Source organism: Rhizobium sp. 21-4511-3d (assembly GCF_053522545.1).
Genome location: NZ_JBNWCF010000006.1, coordinates 186,274 through 205,262, shown reverse-complemented (window position 1 = coordinate 205,262; position 18,989 = coordinate 186,274). Strand labels below are relative to the sequence as shown.

General features: G+C 62.9%; 16 protein-coding genes. 11 read left to right on the top strand and 5 right to left on the bottom strand.

The features are described 5' to 3' along the window. Nucleotides 1-2 precede the first annotated feature (2 nt). The 3 genes from ACQZ5H_RS15360 to ACQZ5H_RS15350 form a co-directional block, all read right to left on the bottom strand. Nucleotides 3-1,748: a hypothetical protein gene (locus ACQZ5H_RS15360; protein WP_449098236.1), complete on the bottom strand. Its 1,746-nt coding sequence runs from the start codon at nt 1,746-1,748 to the stop codon at nt 3-5. Between the two features lie 103 nt (nt 1,749-1,851). Next, nucleotides 1,852-2,511 carry a response regulator transcription factor gene (locus tag ACQZ5H_RS15355; RefSeq protein WP_199628245.1) on the bottom strand — a complete coding sequence of 220 codons (660 nt, stop codon included), beginning with the start codon at nt 2,509-2,511 and terminating at the stop codon, nt 1,852-1,854. Further along, nucleotides 2,477-3,697 carry a PAS domain-containing sensor histidine kinase gene (locus tag ACQZ5H_RS15350; protein WP_449098235.1) on the bottom strand — a complete coding sequence of 407 codons (1,221 nt, stop codon included), beginning with the start codon at nt 3,695-3,697 and terminating at the stop codon, nt 2,477-2,479. Before ACQZ5H_RS15350 ends, ACQZ5H_RS15355 begins: the two co-directional genes overlap by 35 nt. Before the next feature lie 202 nt (nt 3,698-3,899). On the opposite strand from ACQZ5H_RS15350, the gene ACQZ5H_RS15345 reads away from it, so the two are divergent. The 5 genes from ACQZ5H_RS15345 to arcC all read left to right on the top strand — a co-directional run bounded on the left by ACQZ5H_RS15345 (nt 3,900) and on the right by arcC (nt 7,945). After that, on the top strand, nt 3,900-4,313 hold the full coding sequence (locus tag ACQZ5H_RS15345; RefSeq protein ID WP_449098234.1) for a hypothetical protein: 414 nt from the start codon (nt 3,900-3,902) through the stop codon (nt 4,311-4,313). 82 nt (nt 4,314-4,395) lie between these two features. Beyond that, entirely contained in the window at nt 4,396-4,602 is a 207-nt protein-coding gene (locus ACQZ5H_RS15340) for a hypothetical protein (protein WP_112711167.1), read from the top strand. A gap of 130 nt (nt 4,603-4,732) precedes the next feature. Beyond that, nucleotides 4,733-5,959: an arginine deiminase gene (gene arcA, locus ACQZ5H_RS15335; RefSeq protein WP_449098233.1), complete on the top strand. Its 1,227-nt coding sequence runs from the start codon at nt 4,733-4,735 to the stop codon at nt 5,957-5,959. 40 nt (nt 5,960-5,999) lie between these two features. After that, nucleotides 6,000-7,004, top strand: a complete 1,005-nt coding sequence (locus ACQZ5H_RS15330; RefSeq protein ID WP_449098232.1) for an ornithine carbamoyltransferase — start codon at nt 6,000-6,002, stop codon at nt 7,002-7,004. Between the two features lie 2 nt (nt 7,005-7,006). Continuing rightward, a complete protein-coding gene (gene arcC / locus ACQZ5H_RS15325) occupies nt 7,007-7,945 on the top strand; it encodes a carbamate kinase (RefSeq protein ID WP_449098231.1) in 939 nt (312 codons plus the stop codon). Nucleotides 7,946-7,961: 16 nt separating this feature from the next. On the opposite strand, the gene ACQZ5H_RS15320 is transcribed toward arcC, so the two are convergent. After that, nucleotides 7,962-9,320, bottom strand: coding sequence for an amino acid permease (locus tag ACQZ5H_RS15320; RefSeq protein WP_449098230.1), 1,359 nt, complete (start codon nt 9,318-9,320; stop codon nt 7,962-7,964). A gap of 171 nt (nt 9,321-9,491) precedes the next feature. Here ACQZ5H_RS15320 and ACQZ5H_RS15315 point away from each other — a divergent pair, with 171 nt between their 5' ends. From ACQZ5H_RS15315 to ACQZ5H_RS15290, 6 genes are all read left to right on the top strand, one after another. Beyond that, nucleotides 9,492-10,415, top strand: coding sequence for a cation transporter (locus tag ACQZ5H_RS15315; RefSeq protein WP_112711162.1), 924 nt, complete (start codon nt 9,492-9,494; stop codon nt 10,413-10,415). A gap of 116 nt (nt 10,416-10,531) precedes the next feature. After that, nucleotides 10,532-12,793, top strand: coding sequence for an Orn/Lys/Arg family decarboxylase (locus tag ACQZ5H_RS15310; protein ID WP_449098229.1), 2,262 nt, complete (start codon nt 10,532-10,534; stop codon nt 12,791-12,793). Next, a complete protein-coding gene (gene speC / locus ACQZ5H_RS15305) occupies nt 12,790-15,153 on the top strand; it encodes an ornithine decarboxylase (protein ID WP_449098228.1) in 2,364 nt (787 codons plus the stop codon). Before ACQZ5H_RS15310 ends, speC begins: the two co-directional genes overlap by 4 nt. Nucleotides 15,154-15,174: 21 nt before the next feature. Beyond that, nucleotides 15,175-16,536, top strand: coding sequence for a putrescine-ornithine antiporter (potE, locus tag ACQZ5H_RS15300; RefSeq protein WP_449098227.1), 1,362 nt, complete (start codon nt 15,175-15,177; stop codon nt 16,534-16,536). Nucleotides 16,537-16,550: 14 nt separating this feature from the next. After that, entirely contained in the window at nt 16,551-17,477 is a 927-nt protein-coding gene (locus ACQZ5H_RS15295) for an amino acid ABC transporter substrate-binding protein (protein WP_449098226.1), read from the top strand. 122 nt (nt 17,478-17,599) lie between these two features. Continuing rightward, entirely contained in the window at nt 17,600-17,836 is a 237-nt protein-coding gene (locus ACQZ5H_RS15290) for a hypothetical protein (protein WP_112711157.1), read from the top strand. Between the two features lie 2 nt (nt 17,837-17,838). Here ACQZ5H_RS15290 and ACQZ5H_RS15285 read toward each other — a convergent pair whose 3' ends face one another. Then, a complete protein-coding gene (locus ACQZ5H_RS15285) occupies nt 17,839-18,987 on the bottom strand; it encodes an AI-2E family transporter (RefSeq protein WP_449098225.1) in 1,149 nt (382 codons plus the stop codon). Nucleotides 18,988-18,989: the final 2 nt, after the last annotated feature.

Genomic DNA, 18,989 nt, shown 5'->3' with positions numbered 1-18,989 from the left:
TGCTATTGCGAGGGTATCGCTGCCGGATCGACACCTGCCGCGCGTAGGCCGCTGAAGAACCGTTCCCGGTCTTCCGGCCGCTGCAGGCGAAGCGAAATTTCACCGTCGATGTTGCGCATCAGCCCCGGTGCGTGGAGGGTAAGCCAATCGGTCTCCTGCCGCGCTTCGTCCGTCTTTCCCGCGGCGCCGAGAATGGAGAGCAGCACGAGATGGTGCATGGGATTGGCTTCGAGATCGGACTTGCGCGACCACTGCTCGGCATCGGCGACATCGCCCTTCATCAGCTGGCAGAGCGCCATGCCGGCCTCGTAATAGCCTTTCGAACCGATGCCCCGGTTGAGCGCGATCGACAGCAGCTCGCAGCCGGTCTGCCACTTGCCGGACATCGCCAAGCGGATGCCATATTCGCCGGCGACTTCGACATCGTCAGGGTTTGCCGCATAGGCTGCGGTTCCGGCTTGCAGCGCCCTGTCGACATCCCCGCGGAAAAAGCTCACCATCATCAGCGCCTGCAGCGTACGCGGGCTTGACGGCGCCAGCACGGCAGCGCGGTTCACCGCGTTGCTCGCCATCCGCAAGGCATCCGGCGAGGCCGGGGTGCCGAGCTTGTAGCGAAGCCTGATCTCGTCGAGATAGATCATCGATAGCTGGGCCCAGGACGTGGCATTGTCCTGGTAGCGCTGGGTTGCATTCTGCAGGCAGTTGCGTGCAACGCTGTGGCTGGTGGCGGTGACATTTTGCCGGTAGCTGTAATAGGCGAGCGTGCAGGCATAGGTGCTCTGATCGCCTCTCTGCGCGCTCGGGGCCATGCCCTCTGCGTTGAAAGGCTCAGCGATCGCGCCGGCAATCTGTTGCGCGATCTGGCCCTGCACCGCGAGCTTGTTCTGGACGCCGAGATTGGCATCGAAATTGTTGGCCCAGATGACCGCGCCATCCTGTTGGCGCACGAGCCGGACCGCGGCGCGCAATCTGTTTCCATCCAGTTGGACATTGCCCTGGAGCGTGAAATCGGCACCGGCGATACTGTCGTCACGCAGCGTATCCGCCACGACCACGATGCCGCGGGACCGTGCCAGCTGGCCGATGACGTCGTCCCGGAGGCCACGGGCGATATCGGAGCGCGTGTCGTCGCGGTCGGCCTCGGCGAAGAGTTCGACCATCACCTTCGGGCTTGCGGTGGCGGCCTGTGCATTCGGCCGTGCGGGCAGAAGAAATGCGAGCACGGCGGCGAAGAGCACCAGCAGCGCCGCGACGCATGCTCCGAGATGAAGAAGGGTGAGCCTTACCGGATGCGTGCTGCCGGAAACCGGCTTCTCGCGGCTCTCGTGTTGAGGCGGCGGCGCCCGTTCAGACTGCTTGACCGGCAGCGGCGCCGGAGCGCTCGTGGCATATTCGAAATGGGGGACATATCCGCCTTTGGGGACGGTGACGATCACGCTGTCCGAGCGTCCTGCCACGAGATAGTAGCGCTCGAGCGCCTTGCGGATCCGGCCGGCCTCGATGCGCACGACGGGATCGTTCTGCGGGTCGAACGAGGCTTCCCGGCCGAAGACCACATTGGCGATTGTAAAGGCCTTGAGAAACTCCGACCGTCCGGCCAGCGTTTCGTTGACGACGAATTCGAGAAAGCTTCGCCCGCGCTTGGCCGCGTGGAACTCCTCGCTGGCGAGAATTCGTTCGACCTGCTCGCAGATTTCGTCAGCCGTCGGCCCAAGACGGCTAAAGGCAGTCGCTCTTGCACTCGTCATGATCGCCCCTACAACACAAGATCATGCAATTACTTAAGCATTGTCTAAGGCATCATATCGCACATGCCGTTGGTTGCAAGATTTGCTTTCGGAGTTGCTTGCGCTAGTTCGGCCAGCCGTTGGCTGGCGTCGCCTTGCGGCCTTCGAGGGGATAGGCGGCCACGCCGGTCGCGATGACCATGCGCATCAGTTCTGCCAGATTGCGCGCGCCCATCTTGGCCATGACGTTGGCGCGATGGACCTCGACCGTGCGGGCGCTGATGCCGAGATGATAGGCAATCATCTTGTTCTGCAGGCCATCGAGCACGCCGACGAGAACCTGATGCTCGCGGGTGGTCAATTGCGCCAGCCTGGCGGTGACGCTGTCGGGTCCCTGCGTTGCGCGGCTTGGACGTGCCTGTCCAGTCGCCGCATGAATGGCTGCTATCAGCGCCTCTTCCTTCACCGGCTTTTCGAGGAAGTCGACAGCGCCCGCCTTCATTGCCTGAACGGCGGCTGCAATGTCGCCCTGCCCGGTGATGACGATTGTGGGGATGTCCATGCGGAACTGATGCAGTTGGCCGATCAGCTCGATGCCATCCATACCGGGCATGCGCAGATCCGTCACCAGGCAGCTTCTTCCGGAGAGGGGCAGCAGATCGAGAAAGGCACGCGCGCAACTATGCGTACGTACCGCAAAGCCGGCGGAAACAAGCATGAAGGTCAGGGACCGCCTGAGTGCCTCCTCGTCATCGACGAGATGGATCGTAAGGTCGTTTGCCATTCTGGCCGATCTCCACGATGGGTAGCGAGAAGGAAAGTACCGAGCCGCCCTGCAATCCCCGTCGGGCCGTAATGCGCCCGCCATGGGCCTCGATAATCCGCTTGGAGAGCGCCAGCCCCATGCCGAGGCCGCGCGGCTTGCTGCTCACGAAAGGATGAAACAGTGTTGTTTCGATTTCGGCGGCAATCCCGCAGCCGTTGTCGCAGACCTCGACGACGAGACGCGTGCGATCGGCGCTCCGTGTCGTCACAGTAATCTCGGGCTCCTGAACCCCGTCGGCGGCTTCCGCGGCATTGCGCAACAGGTTGGTCAGCACCTGGGTGATCTGCACGCGATCGGCAATGACGGCGTCACTCTTTGCATCGAGCTGGAAATCGATCCGGAGATCCTTCCGCGCCAGGCCGCTAAGGGCAAGTGCTGCGGCTTCGCGGATCAGCGCATGCATCGATTCCAACCGCTTCTCGCCGGCGCCGCGGCCAGCGAATTCGCGGATGCTTTGCACGATCGTCCCGGCCCAGAGCGCATGCTGGGTGATTTCGGACAAGGCTTCCCTGAGTGCCGCGAATTCGCAGCCGTCGTCGCTCACCAGATGCCCGCAACCCTGCGAATAGGCGAGGATCGAGGAGAGCGGCTGCGAGAGCTCATGGGCAAGCGCCGGCGTCATGTCGCCGAGCGCAACCGTTCGCGCGAGGCGCGCCATTTCGCTCTGAAGCTCGCGAACCTGCTGCAACGTCTCATGCTCGGTACGGAAGTCCTCGAGGATTGCGGCTGCAAAGCCCTGTTCGCGAACGATCGTCAAGGCGGCGGGAAACTGAGCGCCGTCTTTAGTGCTTGCGATACCGGCGCGCATGGCGCCCTGGCTTGCCCAGCGGGCCTTGAGCCGGACGCCCGGCGTCGACGACCAGACGAAGTCGATCTTCTGGCCGATCAGTTCCTCTTCCTGGTAACCGAGCAGGGCGATTGCGGCGCCATTGCAGGCTGAGATCCGATGGCAGGATGTGATGACGAAGACGGCGTCGGGAACATGGCCGTAGAGATTTCGCAGCCAGTCCGCAGACGGGCCGCCAGGGGGCGGGCGGTCCATCTGCTTCTGGGCGAGCGTCTCCGCAAACAGAGGCTTCCTCGATAGGTGAGGGGCGACGGACCCGCGATCGGCAATGTCCAATGCCTTCGTGCTGGTAGCCATGATATTCCCCTCGCCCTACGATTTGGGACAGGTGTCCCGGCGGCTCTCCCATTCAACGATGACGCGAGACTACTCTTCTTCTCTGACGGATAGATGTAGCATCGCGTAGCCTCTATTGGTCTTACCCTGCGGGCCTTTCAGCCATGAAAGCGGCCCTCGTTCAGCCTCTCAACCATTGATCCGGCTCAATGCCTTTGCGCCTTTGCTCCGTTACTCTGAGCTGCATGGGTTCACGCCACCTGAGGAGCAGGAACATGGGAAGTTTGCCCTTGCTATCGCCATTTTGAGTGCGGCGTCGATCGTCGTGCCCGCCGCTGCGCAGCAGACCTCGACACAGACCCGCAAGGAATACCGGCGGATGAACTGGGGAGACAATCTGCCGGCGTCGATCAAGACTTTTCACAACAAGCGCTTCACCGTCGTCAGCTATCGCATGCAGGAGGAGACAGGCCACCATCCGTCGCCGGGAAGCGCGGAGCAGGTGGCGCAGATCCGCTCGGCGATCCGGTCCAACAAGTGGCTCGTCGAGCAGCTGAAGGCGAAGAAGGTGTCGCCCAGCCAGATTCTCTGGGCATGGCGTGCCCGTAACGGCAACATGGTTTTCTACATCGATTGAGCGATTGCCGTCCGGCAACGGGGTAGGCGGAAACAACGGCCTCCGTCCGGTCGACGCGCATACATCGTCGGGAGGGTCGGTGATGTGGCGGTTGGTCGTCGAAGCTCCGTTCGAAGAAGATATCGAGCTTGCCGTCCTCGATGATGACGGCATTCACGCTCTGGTCTTTCCCTGCCAGCGGCTGCCCGGCGGCTGGGCGAATGCGCTGACGGGCGAGATTCTCGATGTCCACCCGACGCACTGGCGCACCTGGCAGCTTCGCCGCGCCGACACGTCCGAACTGCACTGAGCGCTTTCAGGGTCAGCAAAAGCCGGTCTGGCTTGTCTGCGATCAATGACCGTGGTGCCCGGCAAAAATAGACTGACGGCAAGAAACCGGCGGCGCGGCCGCCATCCCGATGGCTGGAAGGAGGACCCGCATGCGTGGTTTCGGTGTTCATTCTGAGGTGGGAAAGCTCAGGACCGTCATGGTCTGCAGACCATCGCTCGCACATCAACGGCTGACGCCGGCAAATTGCCATGACCTGCTCTTCGACGACGTGCTCTGGGTGCACGAGGCTCAGAAGGACCACTATGACATGGTCCTGAAGATGCAGGAGCGCGGCGTCGAGGTTCTCGAACTCCATGACCTGCTCGCGCAGACGCTTGCCAACGAGCAGGCCCGCGCCTTCGTGCTGGACCGTCGCATCACGCCGAATGTCATCGGTTCGCAGGTCGCCGAGGCGATGCGGCCCTGGCTGGACGAAATGCCGGCCGCCCAGCTCGCCGCCGTCATGATCGGCGGCATCGCGATCTCCGATCTTCCCGATGTGAAGGCGAAGGCCCTGATGCTCAGTGCATTGCCGGCGAGCGACTTCGTCATCCCGCCGATCCCGAACACGCTGTTCCAGCGCGACCCCTCCTGCTGGATCTATGGCGGCGTCACCTGCAATCCGATGTTCTGGCCGGCACGCCGCGCCGAGACCCTGCTGCAGCGGGTGATCTACAAGTTCCACCCCTTCTTCAAGGGTGCCAATTTCCAGATCTGGTGGGGGGATTCGGACGATCAGTTTGCCAATGCCTCGCTCGAAGGCGGCGATGTCATGCCGATCGGCCATGGCACCGTGCTGATCGGCATGGGTGAGCGCACCACCTATCAGGCCGTCGGCCAGGTGGCCCAGGCGCTGTTTCGCAGCAAGGCCGCCAAGCGCGTCATCGGCTGCCTGATGCCGAAAAGCCGGGCGGCGATGCATCTCGATACGGTCTTCAGCTTCTGCGACCGCGATGTCGTCACGCTGTTTGCCGAGGTCGTCGATCAGATCCGCTGCTACAGCATGTATCCGAAGGGCGACGACGGCACTTTCGAGATCCGCCCCGAAAACCGGCCGATGCTCGATGTTGTCGCCGAGGTGCTTGAGGTGCCGAAGCTGCGCGTCGTCGAGACGGGTGGCAATTCCTATCAGGCCGAGCGCGAGCAATGGGACGACGGCAACAATGTCGTCGCCCTCGAGCCCGGCGTCGTCGTCGCCTATGACCGCAACACCTACACCAACACGCTTCTGCGTAAGGCCGGTGTCGAGGTCATCACCATTCGCGGCGCCGAACTCGGGCGCGGGCGCGGCGGCGGGCATTGCATGACATGCCCGATCTGGCGTGACCCGGCCTAATGACCCTCTTCATCCACGAACAGACCGACGGAGCAAGACCATGAGCTTCAATCTGCGTAATCGTTCGCTTCTGACCGTGCAGGATTATACCTCGCGGGAATTCCGCTATCTCCTCGATCTCGCCCGGGATCTGAAGCGGGCGAAATATGCCCGGACCGAGCAGCAGCATCTGAAGGGCAAGGAGATCTGCCTGATCTTCGAGAAGACCTCGACGCGGACGCGATGCGCCTTCGAGGTGGCCTGCTCCGATCAGGGTGCGAACGTCACCTATCTCGACCCGTCCGGCTCGCAGATCGGCCACAAGGAATCCTTCAAGGATACGGCGCGTGTTCTCGGCCGCATGTATGACGCGATCGAATATCGCGGCGCGGCGCAGCGCGGTGTCGAGACGCTGGCACGCTATGCCGGCGTGCCCGTCTACAACGGACTGACGGACGAGTATCATCCGACGCAGATGCTCGCGGACGTCATGACCATGCGTGAACATAGCGACAAGCCGATCGCCGATATCAAATATGCCTATGTGGGCGATACCCGCTCGAATATGGGGCATTCGCTGCTGATCGTCGGCTGCCTGCTCGGCATGGATGTACGCATCTGCGGGCCGAGGTCGCTGTGGCCGTCGGAGGAATATATGAAGATCGCCAAGGATCTTCAGCAGGCCTCGGGCGCCAAGCTGCTGGTCACCGAGGATCCCAAGGAGGCCGTCAAAGGCGTGGATTTCATCCATACCGACGTCTGGGTATCGATGGGTGAGCCGAAGGAGGTCTGGCGCGAACGCATCAAGCTGTTGACGCCCTATCAGGTCAATACCGATCTGATGAAGGCGTCCGGCAATTCGCAGACCAAGTTCATGCATTGCCTGCCGGCATTCCATGATACCGAAACCACGCTCGGCAAGCAGATCGCCGAGGATTACGGCATGACCAACGGGGTTGAAGTCACCAACGATGTCTTCGAGTCCGAGGCGAACGTTGCCTTCGAGCAGGCGGAGAACCGCCTGCACACGATCAAGGCCCTGCTCGTCGCGACCCTGGGGGATTGAGCATGCGTGTCGTCATAGCACTCGGTGGCAATGCGCTTCTCCGGCGCGGGGAAGCCATGACCGCGGACACCCAGCGGCGCAACGCCCGCGTCGCGGCTCAGGCCATCGCGCCGCTCGCCGCCGAACATGAGGTGGTGATCACTCACGGGAATGGCCCGCAGGTGGGGCTGCTCGCCCTGCAGGGGGCGGCTTACAAGCCGGAGGAAGCCTATCCGCTCGACGTTCTCGGCGCCGAGACCGAGGGTATGATCGGCTATATGCTGGAGCAGGAGCTCGGCAACCTCCTTCCCTTCGAGCAGCCGCTTGCAACGCTGCTGACGATGGTCGAGGTGGATGCTGGCGATCCCGGCTTCCAGAACCCGACAAAATTCGTGGGGCCGGTCTATGACAAGGGCGAGGCGGATCGTATCCGCGGGGAGAAGGGCTGGGTCTTCAAGCAGGATGGCGACAAATGGCGACGGGTCGTCGCCTCGCCGGCGCCGAAGCGCATCTTCGAGATCCGGCCGATCCGCTGGCTTCTGGAGCAACGCACGATCGTCATCTGCGCCGGAGGCGGCGGTATTCCGACGATGTACGAGAAGGGCGCCGATCGCAAACTGATCGGCGTCGAGGCCGTCATCGACAAGGATCTCTGCTCCGAGCTTCTGGCGCGCGAGCTGCGCGCCGATCTCCTGGTCATGGCAACCGATGCCGAAGCCGTCTGTATCGATTGGGGCAAGCCCTCGCAGAAGGCGATCCACCGGGTGCGCCCCGATGATCTCGAGCAGTTTTCCTTCCCTGCCGGTTCCATGGGGCCGAAGGTGGAGGCCGCCAGTCACTTTGCCCGCACCAGCGGCAAAACGGCCGCCATCGGATCGCTGGCTGATATCGCCGGGATGGTGCGCGGCGATCGCGGAACGATCATCAATACGGGCTTTGCCGGTCTGACCTGGCACGGCTGATAGCGTCAGCGAGAGACTATCCGGAAACGGCGGGGTGCGTTGCTGCACCTGGCGCCGTTTTCGTTTGGCTGACGGTTTCGCGGCCATTGCGCCGTTGCCAGACATAGACGGGGATGCCGAGCATCAAGAGGACGAGGCCGTAGAGCACCGGCTCGGCGCCCGAGCCATAGAGCGTGAAGATCGCGAAGATGAAGGCGATGAGCTCGATCACCGTGACACGCGGCATCCTCCCCTGTGTCGCCCCGGCAACGAGGCTGCCGGCAAGAGCGCAGAAGGCATAGGGAACGACGGCGGCCATGGTGCTCAAGCCGACCATCAGCTTGTAGGCAGCCGCAAAGCCCTCCGAACCGATCGCCTGGACCAGCACCAGGATCGTCGCCAGGGAGGCCGAGACCATCATGCCCCAGGCCGGAACGCCACGGGAGGAGAGCCGCGAGAAGAGCGGCGGGAACAGGCCATCGCGGGCGGCGGCCATCGGGACCTGACCCATTAGCAGCGTCCAGCCGTTCAGCGCCCCGATCGACGAGAGCAGGACCGCAAGCGAGATCGCCAGTTCGCCCGGACGCCCCCACATGATGCCGGCTGCCTGCGAGAACGGCGCGACGGAGTGGATGAGCTGTTCGCGCGGCACCAGCCCCATCACCACGATGGTACCGAGCACATAGAGAATGGCGGCGATGGAAATGCCGAGCACGGTCGAGCGCGGAATGGTCCGCTCGGCATTCTGGACGTCGCCGGCAGGAACGGTCGCCGATTCCAGGCCGAGATAGGCAAACATCGTCAGCGGCGCGAGCGTCGCGATCGACTGCAGCAGTGGTTGGCCGCTCGGATTGAAGTCGGCGAAATGCGAGGTGTCGATGAAGAGGAGGCCGATGATGGCGACGGCGCCGAAGGGCAGCAGCTTGGCATAGGTCGTCACCTGGGCGAAGAGCCCGGCGGCGTGAACGCCGCGCAGATTGACGAGCACGATCGTCCAGATCACCCCGAGCGTCAGGATCGTCCCCGTCACGCGATTGCCGAGCGCCGGGAAGAGATCGATGATGACGCCGGTAAAGGCAATGGCGATGACCGGCAACGACGTCCAGATGGAGATCCAGTAGCCCCAGGCGATCAGGAAACCGGCGAAGTCGCCATAGGCGAGCCTCGTATAGGCGTAGGGTCCGCCAACCGCCGGAACGAGGCTCGCCAGGCGCGCAAACGTCAGGCCGAGGCAGATGGCGCCAGCGCCCATGATGATCCAGACGAGGATGGCGAGATTGCCATAGGGGGCGACCGCGGCCGGCGAGAGGTAGAAGCCGGAGCCCACCATGTTGCCGACGACGATCGCGGTGCAGGCGGCGAGTCCGAGGCTTTTACCGTCAGATGAGCTGGTCATGCCGTCCCTCCCGAGCTCCGCTTGAGCCGATGGCCCAAGGGGTTTTGCCTTCGAGGCGCGATTGTCGTTGCAAAAATTGGCGCCCGCAATTCGGATCAATGCGTAGTCGCCGCTGGCGGGCTAGCCTCTATAGTAAGCGCAAGAGTGATCTGGTCCGGAGGGCGGAAGAGGATGGGCGAACAGGGTTTTCTCAGAATTTCGATCGCGGCCACCGTCGTCGTCGCCACGCTCGGCGTGGTCTTCGGCATTCTCTCGGGATCGTTCTCGATCGCCTTCGATGGCGTCTATTCGCTGGCCGACGCGGCGATGACCGGACTGGCGCTCTGGGTCTCGAGCCTGATCATCGACTCGACCAAGAGCGACGCCCGCTCCGGCCGTATCCGCAACCGCTTCACCATGGGTTTCTGGCATCTGGAGCCGATCGTGCTGATGCTGAACGGCTGCCTGCTGATGACGGTCGGTGTCTACGCGCTGATCAGCGCCATCATCAGCATCCTGAATGGTGGACACGAGCTGCATTTCGGCATGGCGGTCTTCTATTCAGCCTCGACGGTGGTCGTCTGTGCCATCATGGCTTTCTCAGGCATCAGGCTAAACCGGCGCATCAAATCCGATTTCGTTTCGCTCGACATCAAGGCCTGGATCATGTCGGGCGGTATTGCTCTTGCGCTCTTGATTGCGTTCCTCGCCGGCATGGCGGTGCAGGCGACGTCGATTGCCTGGATTGCCGCCTATCTGGATCCGGCCGTGCTCGCACTCGTCTGCCTCGTCATGATCCCGCTTCCGATCGGCACGGTCCGGCGGGCGCTGACCGAAATCCTGCTGATCGCTCCGGTCGACTTGAAAGACCATGTCGATCGGGTGGCTTCCGAGATCGTGCAGCGGCTCGGCTTCCTTTCCCATCGCGCCTATGTCGCGCGCGTCGGCCGGGCGACGCAGATCGAGCTCTATTTCATCGTGCCCGAAGGCCTGCCGGCGAGGACGATCGAGCAGTGGGATGCGCTGCGCGACGAGATCGGCGATGCGATCGGCGATGAAAGCGCCAACCGCTGGCTGACGATTGCCTTTACCGCCGATACGGAATGGGCCGAATAGAGCCACCGGCCTCTTTCGGTCGCGTCTTGATTGCAATCAACGACGCTCATCCCCCCGGTGTGTACGATCTCCTCCCATGGCGAAATAGCTCAGCCGTCCAGGCTTTGGAGGGGCGCATGGAATTCCAACAGGCATTTCCGGTAGCCGTTATCGACGAGGACTTTGACGGCAAGAGCGCGGCCGGGCGCGGCATGCGCGATCTCGCAGCGGCGATCGAGCGGGAGGGGTTCCGCATCGTCTCGGGCATTTCCTACGACGATGCCCGCCGCCTCGTGCATGTGTTCAATACCGAATCCTGCTGGCTCGTCTCCGTTGATGGCGCCGAGGACCGGACGACGCGCTGGCGGGTGCTGGAGGAGGTTCTGAGCGCCAAGCGCCAGAAGAACGACCGGCTGCCGATCTTCCTGTTCGGCGACGACACGACGGCCGAGGACGTTCCGACCGCGGTGCTCAGGCACGCCAATGCCTTCATGCGGCTTTTCGAGGATTCCGCGGAGTTCATGGCCCGCGCCATCGTGCAGGCGGCACGCACCTATCTCGACCGGCTGCCGCCGCCGATGTTCAAGGCGCTGATGGAATACACGCTCGAGGGCGCCTATTCCTGGCATACGCCCGGTCACGGCGGCGGCGTCGCCTTCCGCAAGAGCCCGGTCGGGCAGCTCTTCTACTCCTTCTTCGGCGAGAACACGCTGAGATCCGATATTTCGGTGTCGGTCGGCAGTGTCGGCTCGCTGCTCGATCATGTCGGGCCGATCGCCGAGGGCGAGCGGAATGCGGCACGCATCTTCGGCACTGACGAAACGCTCTTCGTGGTCGGCGGCACATCGACGGCGAACAAGATCGTCTGGCATGGCATGGTCGGCCGCGGCGATCTCGTGCTCTGCGACCGCAACTGCCACAAGTCGATCCTGCATTCGCTGATCATGACCGGCGCGACGCCGATCTATCTGACACCGTCGCGCAACGGCCTCGGCATCATCGGGCCGATTTCCAAGGATCAGTTCACCCCCGAAGCCATCGCCCGCAAGATCGCGGCCAGCCCCTTCGCCGGTCAGACGAGCGGCAAGGTGCGGCTGATGGTGATCACCAACTCGACCTATGACGGGCTCTGCTACAACGTCGATGCCATCAAGGAGTCGCTCGGGGATGCGGTTGAGGTGCTGCATTTCGACGAGGCCTGGTATGCCTATGCGAATTTCCACGAGTTCTACGACGGCTTCCACGGCATCTCGTCGACGCAGCCGGCCCGCTCGAAGAGCGCCATCACTTTTGCCACGCACTCGACCCACAAGCTGCTGGCGGCGCTCTCGCAGGCCTCGATGATCCATATCCAGCATGCCGAGAGCAAGCGTCTCGACGTGACGCGCTTCAACGAAGCCTTCATGATGCACACCTCGACCTCGCCGCAATATGGCATCGTCGCCTCCTGCGACGTCGCCGCCGCGATGATGGAGCAGCCGGCGGGCCGGGCGCTGGTGCAGGAGACGATCGACGAGGCGATCAGCTTTCGCCGAGCCATGCATTCGGTGAGGACGCAGACGGCGGGAGGCTGGTGGTTCAAGGTCTGGGAGCCGACCGTTGCCGAACATACGCCGAGCGACAATCACGCCGAATGGGTGCTGAGGCCCGGCGAAGCCTGGCACGGGTTTGCGGGGCTCGCCGAAAACCATGTGATGGTCGATCCGATCAAGGTCACCATCCTGTCGCCCGGCCTTTCCGCCAGCGGCGCCATGCAGGAACACGGCATACCGGCCGCCGTCGTCACCAAGTTCCTTTCGTCCCGCCGGATCGAGATCGAGAAGACCGGGCTCTATTCCTTCCTCGTGCTGTTCTCGATGGGGATCACGAAGGGCAAGTGGAGCACGCTCGTCACCGAGCTCATCAATTTCAAGGATCTCTACGACGCCAATGCGCCGCTGACGCGGGCGCTGCCGGCGCTCGCCGCCGCCCATCCGGAAGCCTATGGCAAGATGGGCCTCAGGGATCTCTGCGAGCAGATCCATGCGGTCTATCGCAAGGACGACGTGCCGAAGGCGCAGCGCGAGATGTATACGGTGCTGCCCGATATGGCGCTGAGGCCCGCCGATGCCTATGACCGGCTCGTCAAGGGGAAGATCGAGAGCGTCGAGATCGATGATCTCATGAACCGCATGCTTGCGGTGATGATCGTTCCCTATCCGCCCGGCATTCCGCTGATCATGCCCGGCGAGCGCATCACGCCGGCGACCAAGTCGATCCAGGACTACTTGCTCTATGCCCGCGAATTCGACCGCAAGTTTCCGGGCTTCGAGACCGATATCCACGGCCTGCGTTTTGCGCCTGCCGACGGTGGCCGGCGCTATCTCGTCGATTGCATTGCAGAAGGACCGGAACAATGATCCCGCGCGATGTCAAATCTCCGACCGTCGCCATCCCCTTTCACAAGATGCTGAAGGTGGTGATCGTCGCCGATGGCGGCAATCCGCAGGTCCAGGAGCTGGTCGCGCAGATAGCGGCCGAGAATTTCGAGGTGGAGCTGCGCGACGACTATTCCGCCGATGTTTCCGAGGATGCCTCGGTGGGTGCCTATGTCGGCTCCGTGGAAGGCGGAAGGCTGCCCGATGCACGGCGCTTCCTGCGTTCCGTCAGGGAGATCGGCTTTCGCACGCCGATCTGGGCAATGGCCGATACGCTGACGATCTCGGATATGGATGTCGTCGAGATGGCGGGTGAGGTCGATGGCTTCGTCTATCTCGGCCAGCAGACGCCAGCCTTCTATGCCAAGCAGGTCATTTCAAGCCTCTACAATTACGGCAAGTCGCTGCTGCCGCCATTCTTCGGCGGCATGATGGCCTATGACGGCGAGGCGAATATCGCCTTCGATTGCCCCGGCCATCAGGGCGGGCAGTTCTACCGGAAATCACCGGCCGGGCAGCTGTTCTTCAAATATTTTGGCGAAAGCATCTTTCGCAACGATCTCTGCAATGCCGATGTCGATCTCGGCGATCTCCTGATCCATGAGGGACCCGCGGCAGAAGCACAGAAGCAGGCGGCCCGCATCTTCGGCGCCGACCGCACCTATTTCATCCTGAACGGAACCAGCACCTCCAACAAGGTCGTCGCCAATGCCGTGCTGCGGCCGGGCGATCTCGTGCTGTTCGACCGCAACAATCACAAGTCGCTGCATCAGGGCGCGCTGGTGCAGGCCGGCGCCATTCCTGTCTATCTGCCGACGGCCCGCAATTCCTTCGGCATGATCGGCGCCGTCGACTGGGAGGCCTGGGACGAGGGCGCTCTGCGGCAGCGGATCGAGGCGCATCCGCTGGTGCAGGACAAGAGCCGCGCCCGCGCCGACCGGCCGTTCCGGCTCGCCTGCATCCAGCTCTGCACCTATGACGGCACGATCTACAACGTGCGCCAGGTGATGGAGAAGATCGGCCATCTCTGCGATTACGTTCTCTGGGACGAGGCCTGGATCGGCTACAACGCCTTCCATCCGCTGTTCGAGGGACATAGCCCGATGCGGCTGACAGACCTTCGGCCCGACATGCCCGGCCTGTTCTCGACCCAGTCGGTGCACAAGCAGGGAGCGGGCTTTTCGCAGGCCTCGCAGATCCACAAGCGGGACGAACATATCAGCGGCCAGCGCCGGTTCGTCGAACACAAGCGGTTCAACGAATCCCTGCTGATGAATGTCTCGACTTCACCCTTCTATCCGCTCTTCGCCTCGCTCGACGTCAATGCCAAGGTGCATGAGGGCAAGGCTGGCGAAATGCTGTGGGACCGCTGCATCGAACTCGGTATCGAGGCCCGCAAGAAGCTGCGCGGCTTCGTGCACCACTACGAGACGAAGGCCGGCGACGCCGAGGAGCAATGGTTCTTCGATCCCTTCGTACCGGACAAGGTGTCGATATCGGGCTCGAAGCACACCAGCGACCTCGCGGAAACGCTATGGGAGGATATCCCGACCGATGTGCTGAAGCGCGAACAGCAATGCTGGCGCTTCGATCCGGAGGCGAAATGGCATGGCTATTCCGGCTATGCGCCCGGCTATACGATGGTCGATCCCAACAAGCTGGCGCTGCTCACCCCGGGGATCGATCGCAAGACCGGTGAATATCGCGACTTCGGCATCCCGGCGACCGTCGTTGCCAACTACCTGCGCGAACAGCGGGTGGTGGCGGAAAAATGCGATCTGAACAGCCTGCTCTTCCTGATGACGCCGGCGGAGGACGAGAGCAAGCTGAACACGCTGATCGCCAAGCTGGTGAAGTTCAAGAACCTCTGGGACCGCGATGCGCCGCTGCAGGAAGTGCTGCCGACGGTATTTGCTGCCAATCGCGAGCGCTACAAGGGCTACAGTGTCCGCCAGGTCTGCAAGGAGATGCACTCCTTCTATCGTCAGGCCGGGGTCAAGCAATTGCAGCGGCTCTGCTTCCGCTCCGAGAGCTTTCCGGAGCCGGCACTTCCGCCGAAGCTCGCCTATGAGGCGCTTGTCGCCAACAATGTCGATTATGTGCCGCTGACAGAGGCGGCCGGGCGCATCTCGGCGACGCTGGCGCTGATCTATCCGCCGGGTATCGGCGTCATCGTGCCGGGCGAGCGCTGGGACGAGCGGGCGCGCCCGATGCGCGACTATTTCCTGGCCTTCGAGGAATCCTTCAACCGCTTTCCCGGCTTCAACTACGAGGTCCAGGGCGTGTTCCAGGAGCGGGTCGACGGGCGGATCAAGTTCTACACCTATGTCGTGCGCGAGTAGCGGAGACGGGAGGATGTCATCATGACCGACAACACAATGCATCTTGCAGCCGAAACGACGGCCAAGAAGAAGATGAATCTGGTGCAGCTGTCCTTCATCGTTGCCGTCAACATGATGGGATCCGGCATCATCATGCTGCCGGCCAACATGGCGCAGGTCGGCGCGATCTCTCTGCTTTCCTGGCTGGTAACGGCGGTCGGCTCGATGGCGATCGCCTATGGCTTCGCGCAGGCGGGGCTGTTCAACCAGCGGCCGGGCGGCATGTCCGCCTACGCGGAGGATGCCTACGGGAAGGACGGCTATTTCATGGTCTTCTTCCTGTACTTCCTGTCGCTTGCCGTCGGCAATGTCGCGATCGGCATCTCAGCGGTCGGCTATCTCGCCGGCTTCTTCCCGGTGCTGACCTCGACGCCCGTCATGACCTGCCTGGCGCTGATCGTGCTTCTGTGGCTGACAACGGCCGCGAATTTCGGCGGGCCGCGCATCACCGGGCGCATCGGCTCGGTCACGGTCTGGGGCGTCATCATTCCGGTCGGGCTGTTGTCGATCATCGGCTGGCTGTGGTTCAGCTCGAGCACCTTCGCCGCCGCCTGGAACCCGAAGGGATTGAGCATCGCGCAGGGTATGGGATCGAGCATTTCGCTCACACTCTGGGCCTTCCTCGGCATGGAATCGGCCGCGCAGAACTCGGATGCCGTCGAAAATCCCAAACGGGACGTGCCGCTCGCCTGCATGTTCGGCACGCTCGGGGCCGCCGTCATCTACATCCTGTCGACGACGGTCATCCAGGGCATCGTTCCGAATGCGGATCTCGCAAGCTCGACCGGTCCGTTCGCGCTCGCCTATGCCACGATGTTCAACCCGACGATCGGCTCGATCATCATGGCGCTTGCGGTACTCGCCTGCCTCGGATCGCTGCTCGGCTGGCAGTTCACGATCGCGCAGACGGCGCGCACGGCGGCCGAAGAGCGGATGTTTCCGTCGATCTTCAAGCGAGTCAACGAGATGGGCGCTCCGGTCCCCGGAATGATCGTCCTTGGTATCGTTCAAACCGGCCTTGCCTTGATGACCATATCGCCGACGCTGAGCGAGCAGTTCTCGGCGCTCGTCAATCTCGCGGTGGTCACCAATGTGCTGCCCTACATCATTTCGCTTTCGGCCCTGTTCGTGATGATGAAGGCTGCGGGCGTGCCGCAGTCGAAATTCCGGCTGAATGCGACGGTTGTGATCATCGGCATGGCCTATAGCGTCTTTGCGATCTACGCCTCCGGCAAGGATGCGGTGCTCGGCGGTATGATCGTCACAGGTATCGGCTTCATCATCTACGGCCTGATTGCCCCGCGTTTCGCCACCGGCGCGAACCGCGTCCCGGCCGGCCAATAGCGGGAGGACCAGACATGTCAGGACAGAATCCCCGTTGGGCGCTTGCCGCCATCTCCTTGGCAGCGGCTGCCGCCGCGCTGGCGATTGCCGCTCCGGCTTCGGCCCAGACGCTCGACCGCGTCAAGTCGAGCGGCGCGCTCAAGCTCGGCTACGATCCGGATGCCAGGCCATTCTCCTTCGACGGCGGGCAGGGGAAGCCGGATGGCTATGCCGTGGCCCTCTGCAACAAGATCGCCGACAGCCTGAAGACGCAGCTGCAGCTTGAGAAGCTCGACGTCGAATGGGTCTCGCTTGCCGGCGACGCGAAGACGCAGGCGATCCAGAGCGGTGCTGCCGATATCGTCTGCGGCGCCGAGCCGGTGACGCTGACGCGGCGGCAGGTGGTTTCCTTTTCACTGCCGATCTTCCCGAGCGGCACGGGCGCGCTGCTCAGCGCCAGTTCGCCATTGGCGCTGCGCGAGGTGCTGCAATATGGACAGCCCTCCGACCGGCCGGTCTGGCGCGGATCTCCTGCGCGAACGATCCTCGAGCATAAGACCTTCTCCTCGATTGCCGGAAGCACCAGCGAGAGCTGGCTTTCGGAGAGGATCAAGACCTTCCAGCTCGCGGCGACGGCGACAGCGGTCGCCAACTATCAGGAGGGGATCACGCGCGTGCTGGACGGAAGCTCGGCTGTCCTCTTCGGCGATATGCCGCTCCTGATGGATGCGGCGGCCCGCAGCGACAATTCAGGCAACCTGATCGTCATCCAGCGCTATTTCACCTTCGAACCGCTCGGCCTCGAGCTGGCGCGGGGTGACGAAGATTTCCGCGCTGCCGTCGACCGGGCGCTGAGCCAGACCTATGCCGCACAGGATTTCCCGGCGCTCTTCACCACCTGGTTCGGGCCGCCGGATATTGCAACCGTGACATTCTTCCAGCAGACGGCTTTGCCCGAATAGGGATATGTCTTTGACCTCTTCGGTCCCGGATTGATACATTTTTGTGATCGCGGGGAACGATCTGATGCCTTGTTGGCTTCGTATTAGATGCACGGGGAGTGCGTTGAACGCGGAGCTGATCCATGAGCCGAGAACGCGGCCGCAGAAAACTGATGCTACGACTGCCCGACATCCGTCATCTCTTGGCGGGTGTCAGCAGCGAGGCGCTCGGGGAGATGTTCGAAGCCTACGATCTGGCTGTCGATGCGCTCGACCGCTTCCGCAATCAGTGGCCAAGGGAAGAGAAGCTCGTGACCGAATACGAGCAGATATGCCGCGAAATCGAGCAGGAGATCGTCGTCTACTGTACCGAGCGCTGAACCTAGAGGTTCCGCTCCAGCTGCCCATGCAGGCCGACGACCGGATCCGTGGCCGCATTCTCCGGCTCGGCCGGTGGCCAGGCCCAGGCGCGCAGCAGCTCATAGAAGACGCTGAGGATGACCGGTCCGAGGAACAACCCCAGAAGACCATGCGAGAGCGTGCCGCCGATGACGCCGATCAGGATGACGGGCATCGGCGTCGAGAGACCGCGCGACATCAGGATCGGCTTCAGCACATTATCGACGAGGGTGATCGGCACCGCCACGCAGGTGAAAACGAGCGCCAGCCCCGCCGGCCAGGAAAACCAAGCCCAGATGATCAATGGCAGGATCACCAGTCCCGGCCCGATCTGCATGACGCAGAACATGAAGACCAGGAAGGTGAGCGCGCCGCGGGCGGGAACGCCGAAGATCACGAAGCAGAGGCCGCATAACAGGGTCTGCAGGAAGGCAACGCCGATGACGCCGCGCGAGACGTTGCGCACGGTATTCCCGGCCAGCCGGGCAAATCCCACACCCTTTTCGCCGGCGACCCGGTTTGCAAGCACCTGAACGGCTGAGGCGAGACGTGCCGAGCGCGTCAGGAACAGCCCGGAGAGCATGACCGAGACGACGAAGCTCAGGACGCCGCCGCCGATCGAGGCGAGCTTGGTGACGACAACGCCCATCACCTCGCGGATCGGCGCCTGGAACTTGATGATGGTGGAGGCGAGATCGCCGGAGACCTGGTTCCAGAACTCATGCAGCCGTTCGCCGACGAGGGGCCATGCCTTGATGGCTTCAGGGGCGGCAGGCAGGGTGAAGTTGCCGGACCATAGCTTGCCGATCAGGCCCTGTACCGTGTCGGCGAAATTCACGGCGACGAGCGCCAGCGGCGCGATGATCAACACCAGGCAACCGATGACGATGACGATTGCGGCGATGACAGGCCGGTTGCCGATCAGCCGCGACACGGTCGCGAACAATGGATAGAGGGCGACCGCCAGGATGGCCGACCAGATCACGATCAGCAGGAACGGCGCGATGAGCACCATCGTCCAATAGGCAAAGAGCGCGATGATGCCCAGCCGGACGATATCGCTCACTCGGGCCTCGATCGAGATCTGGCCTGAATCGGCTCGTGGAGCCGTGTTCTCGGTTATCTGCTCCATCC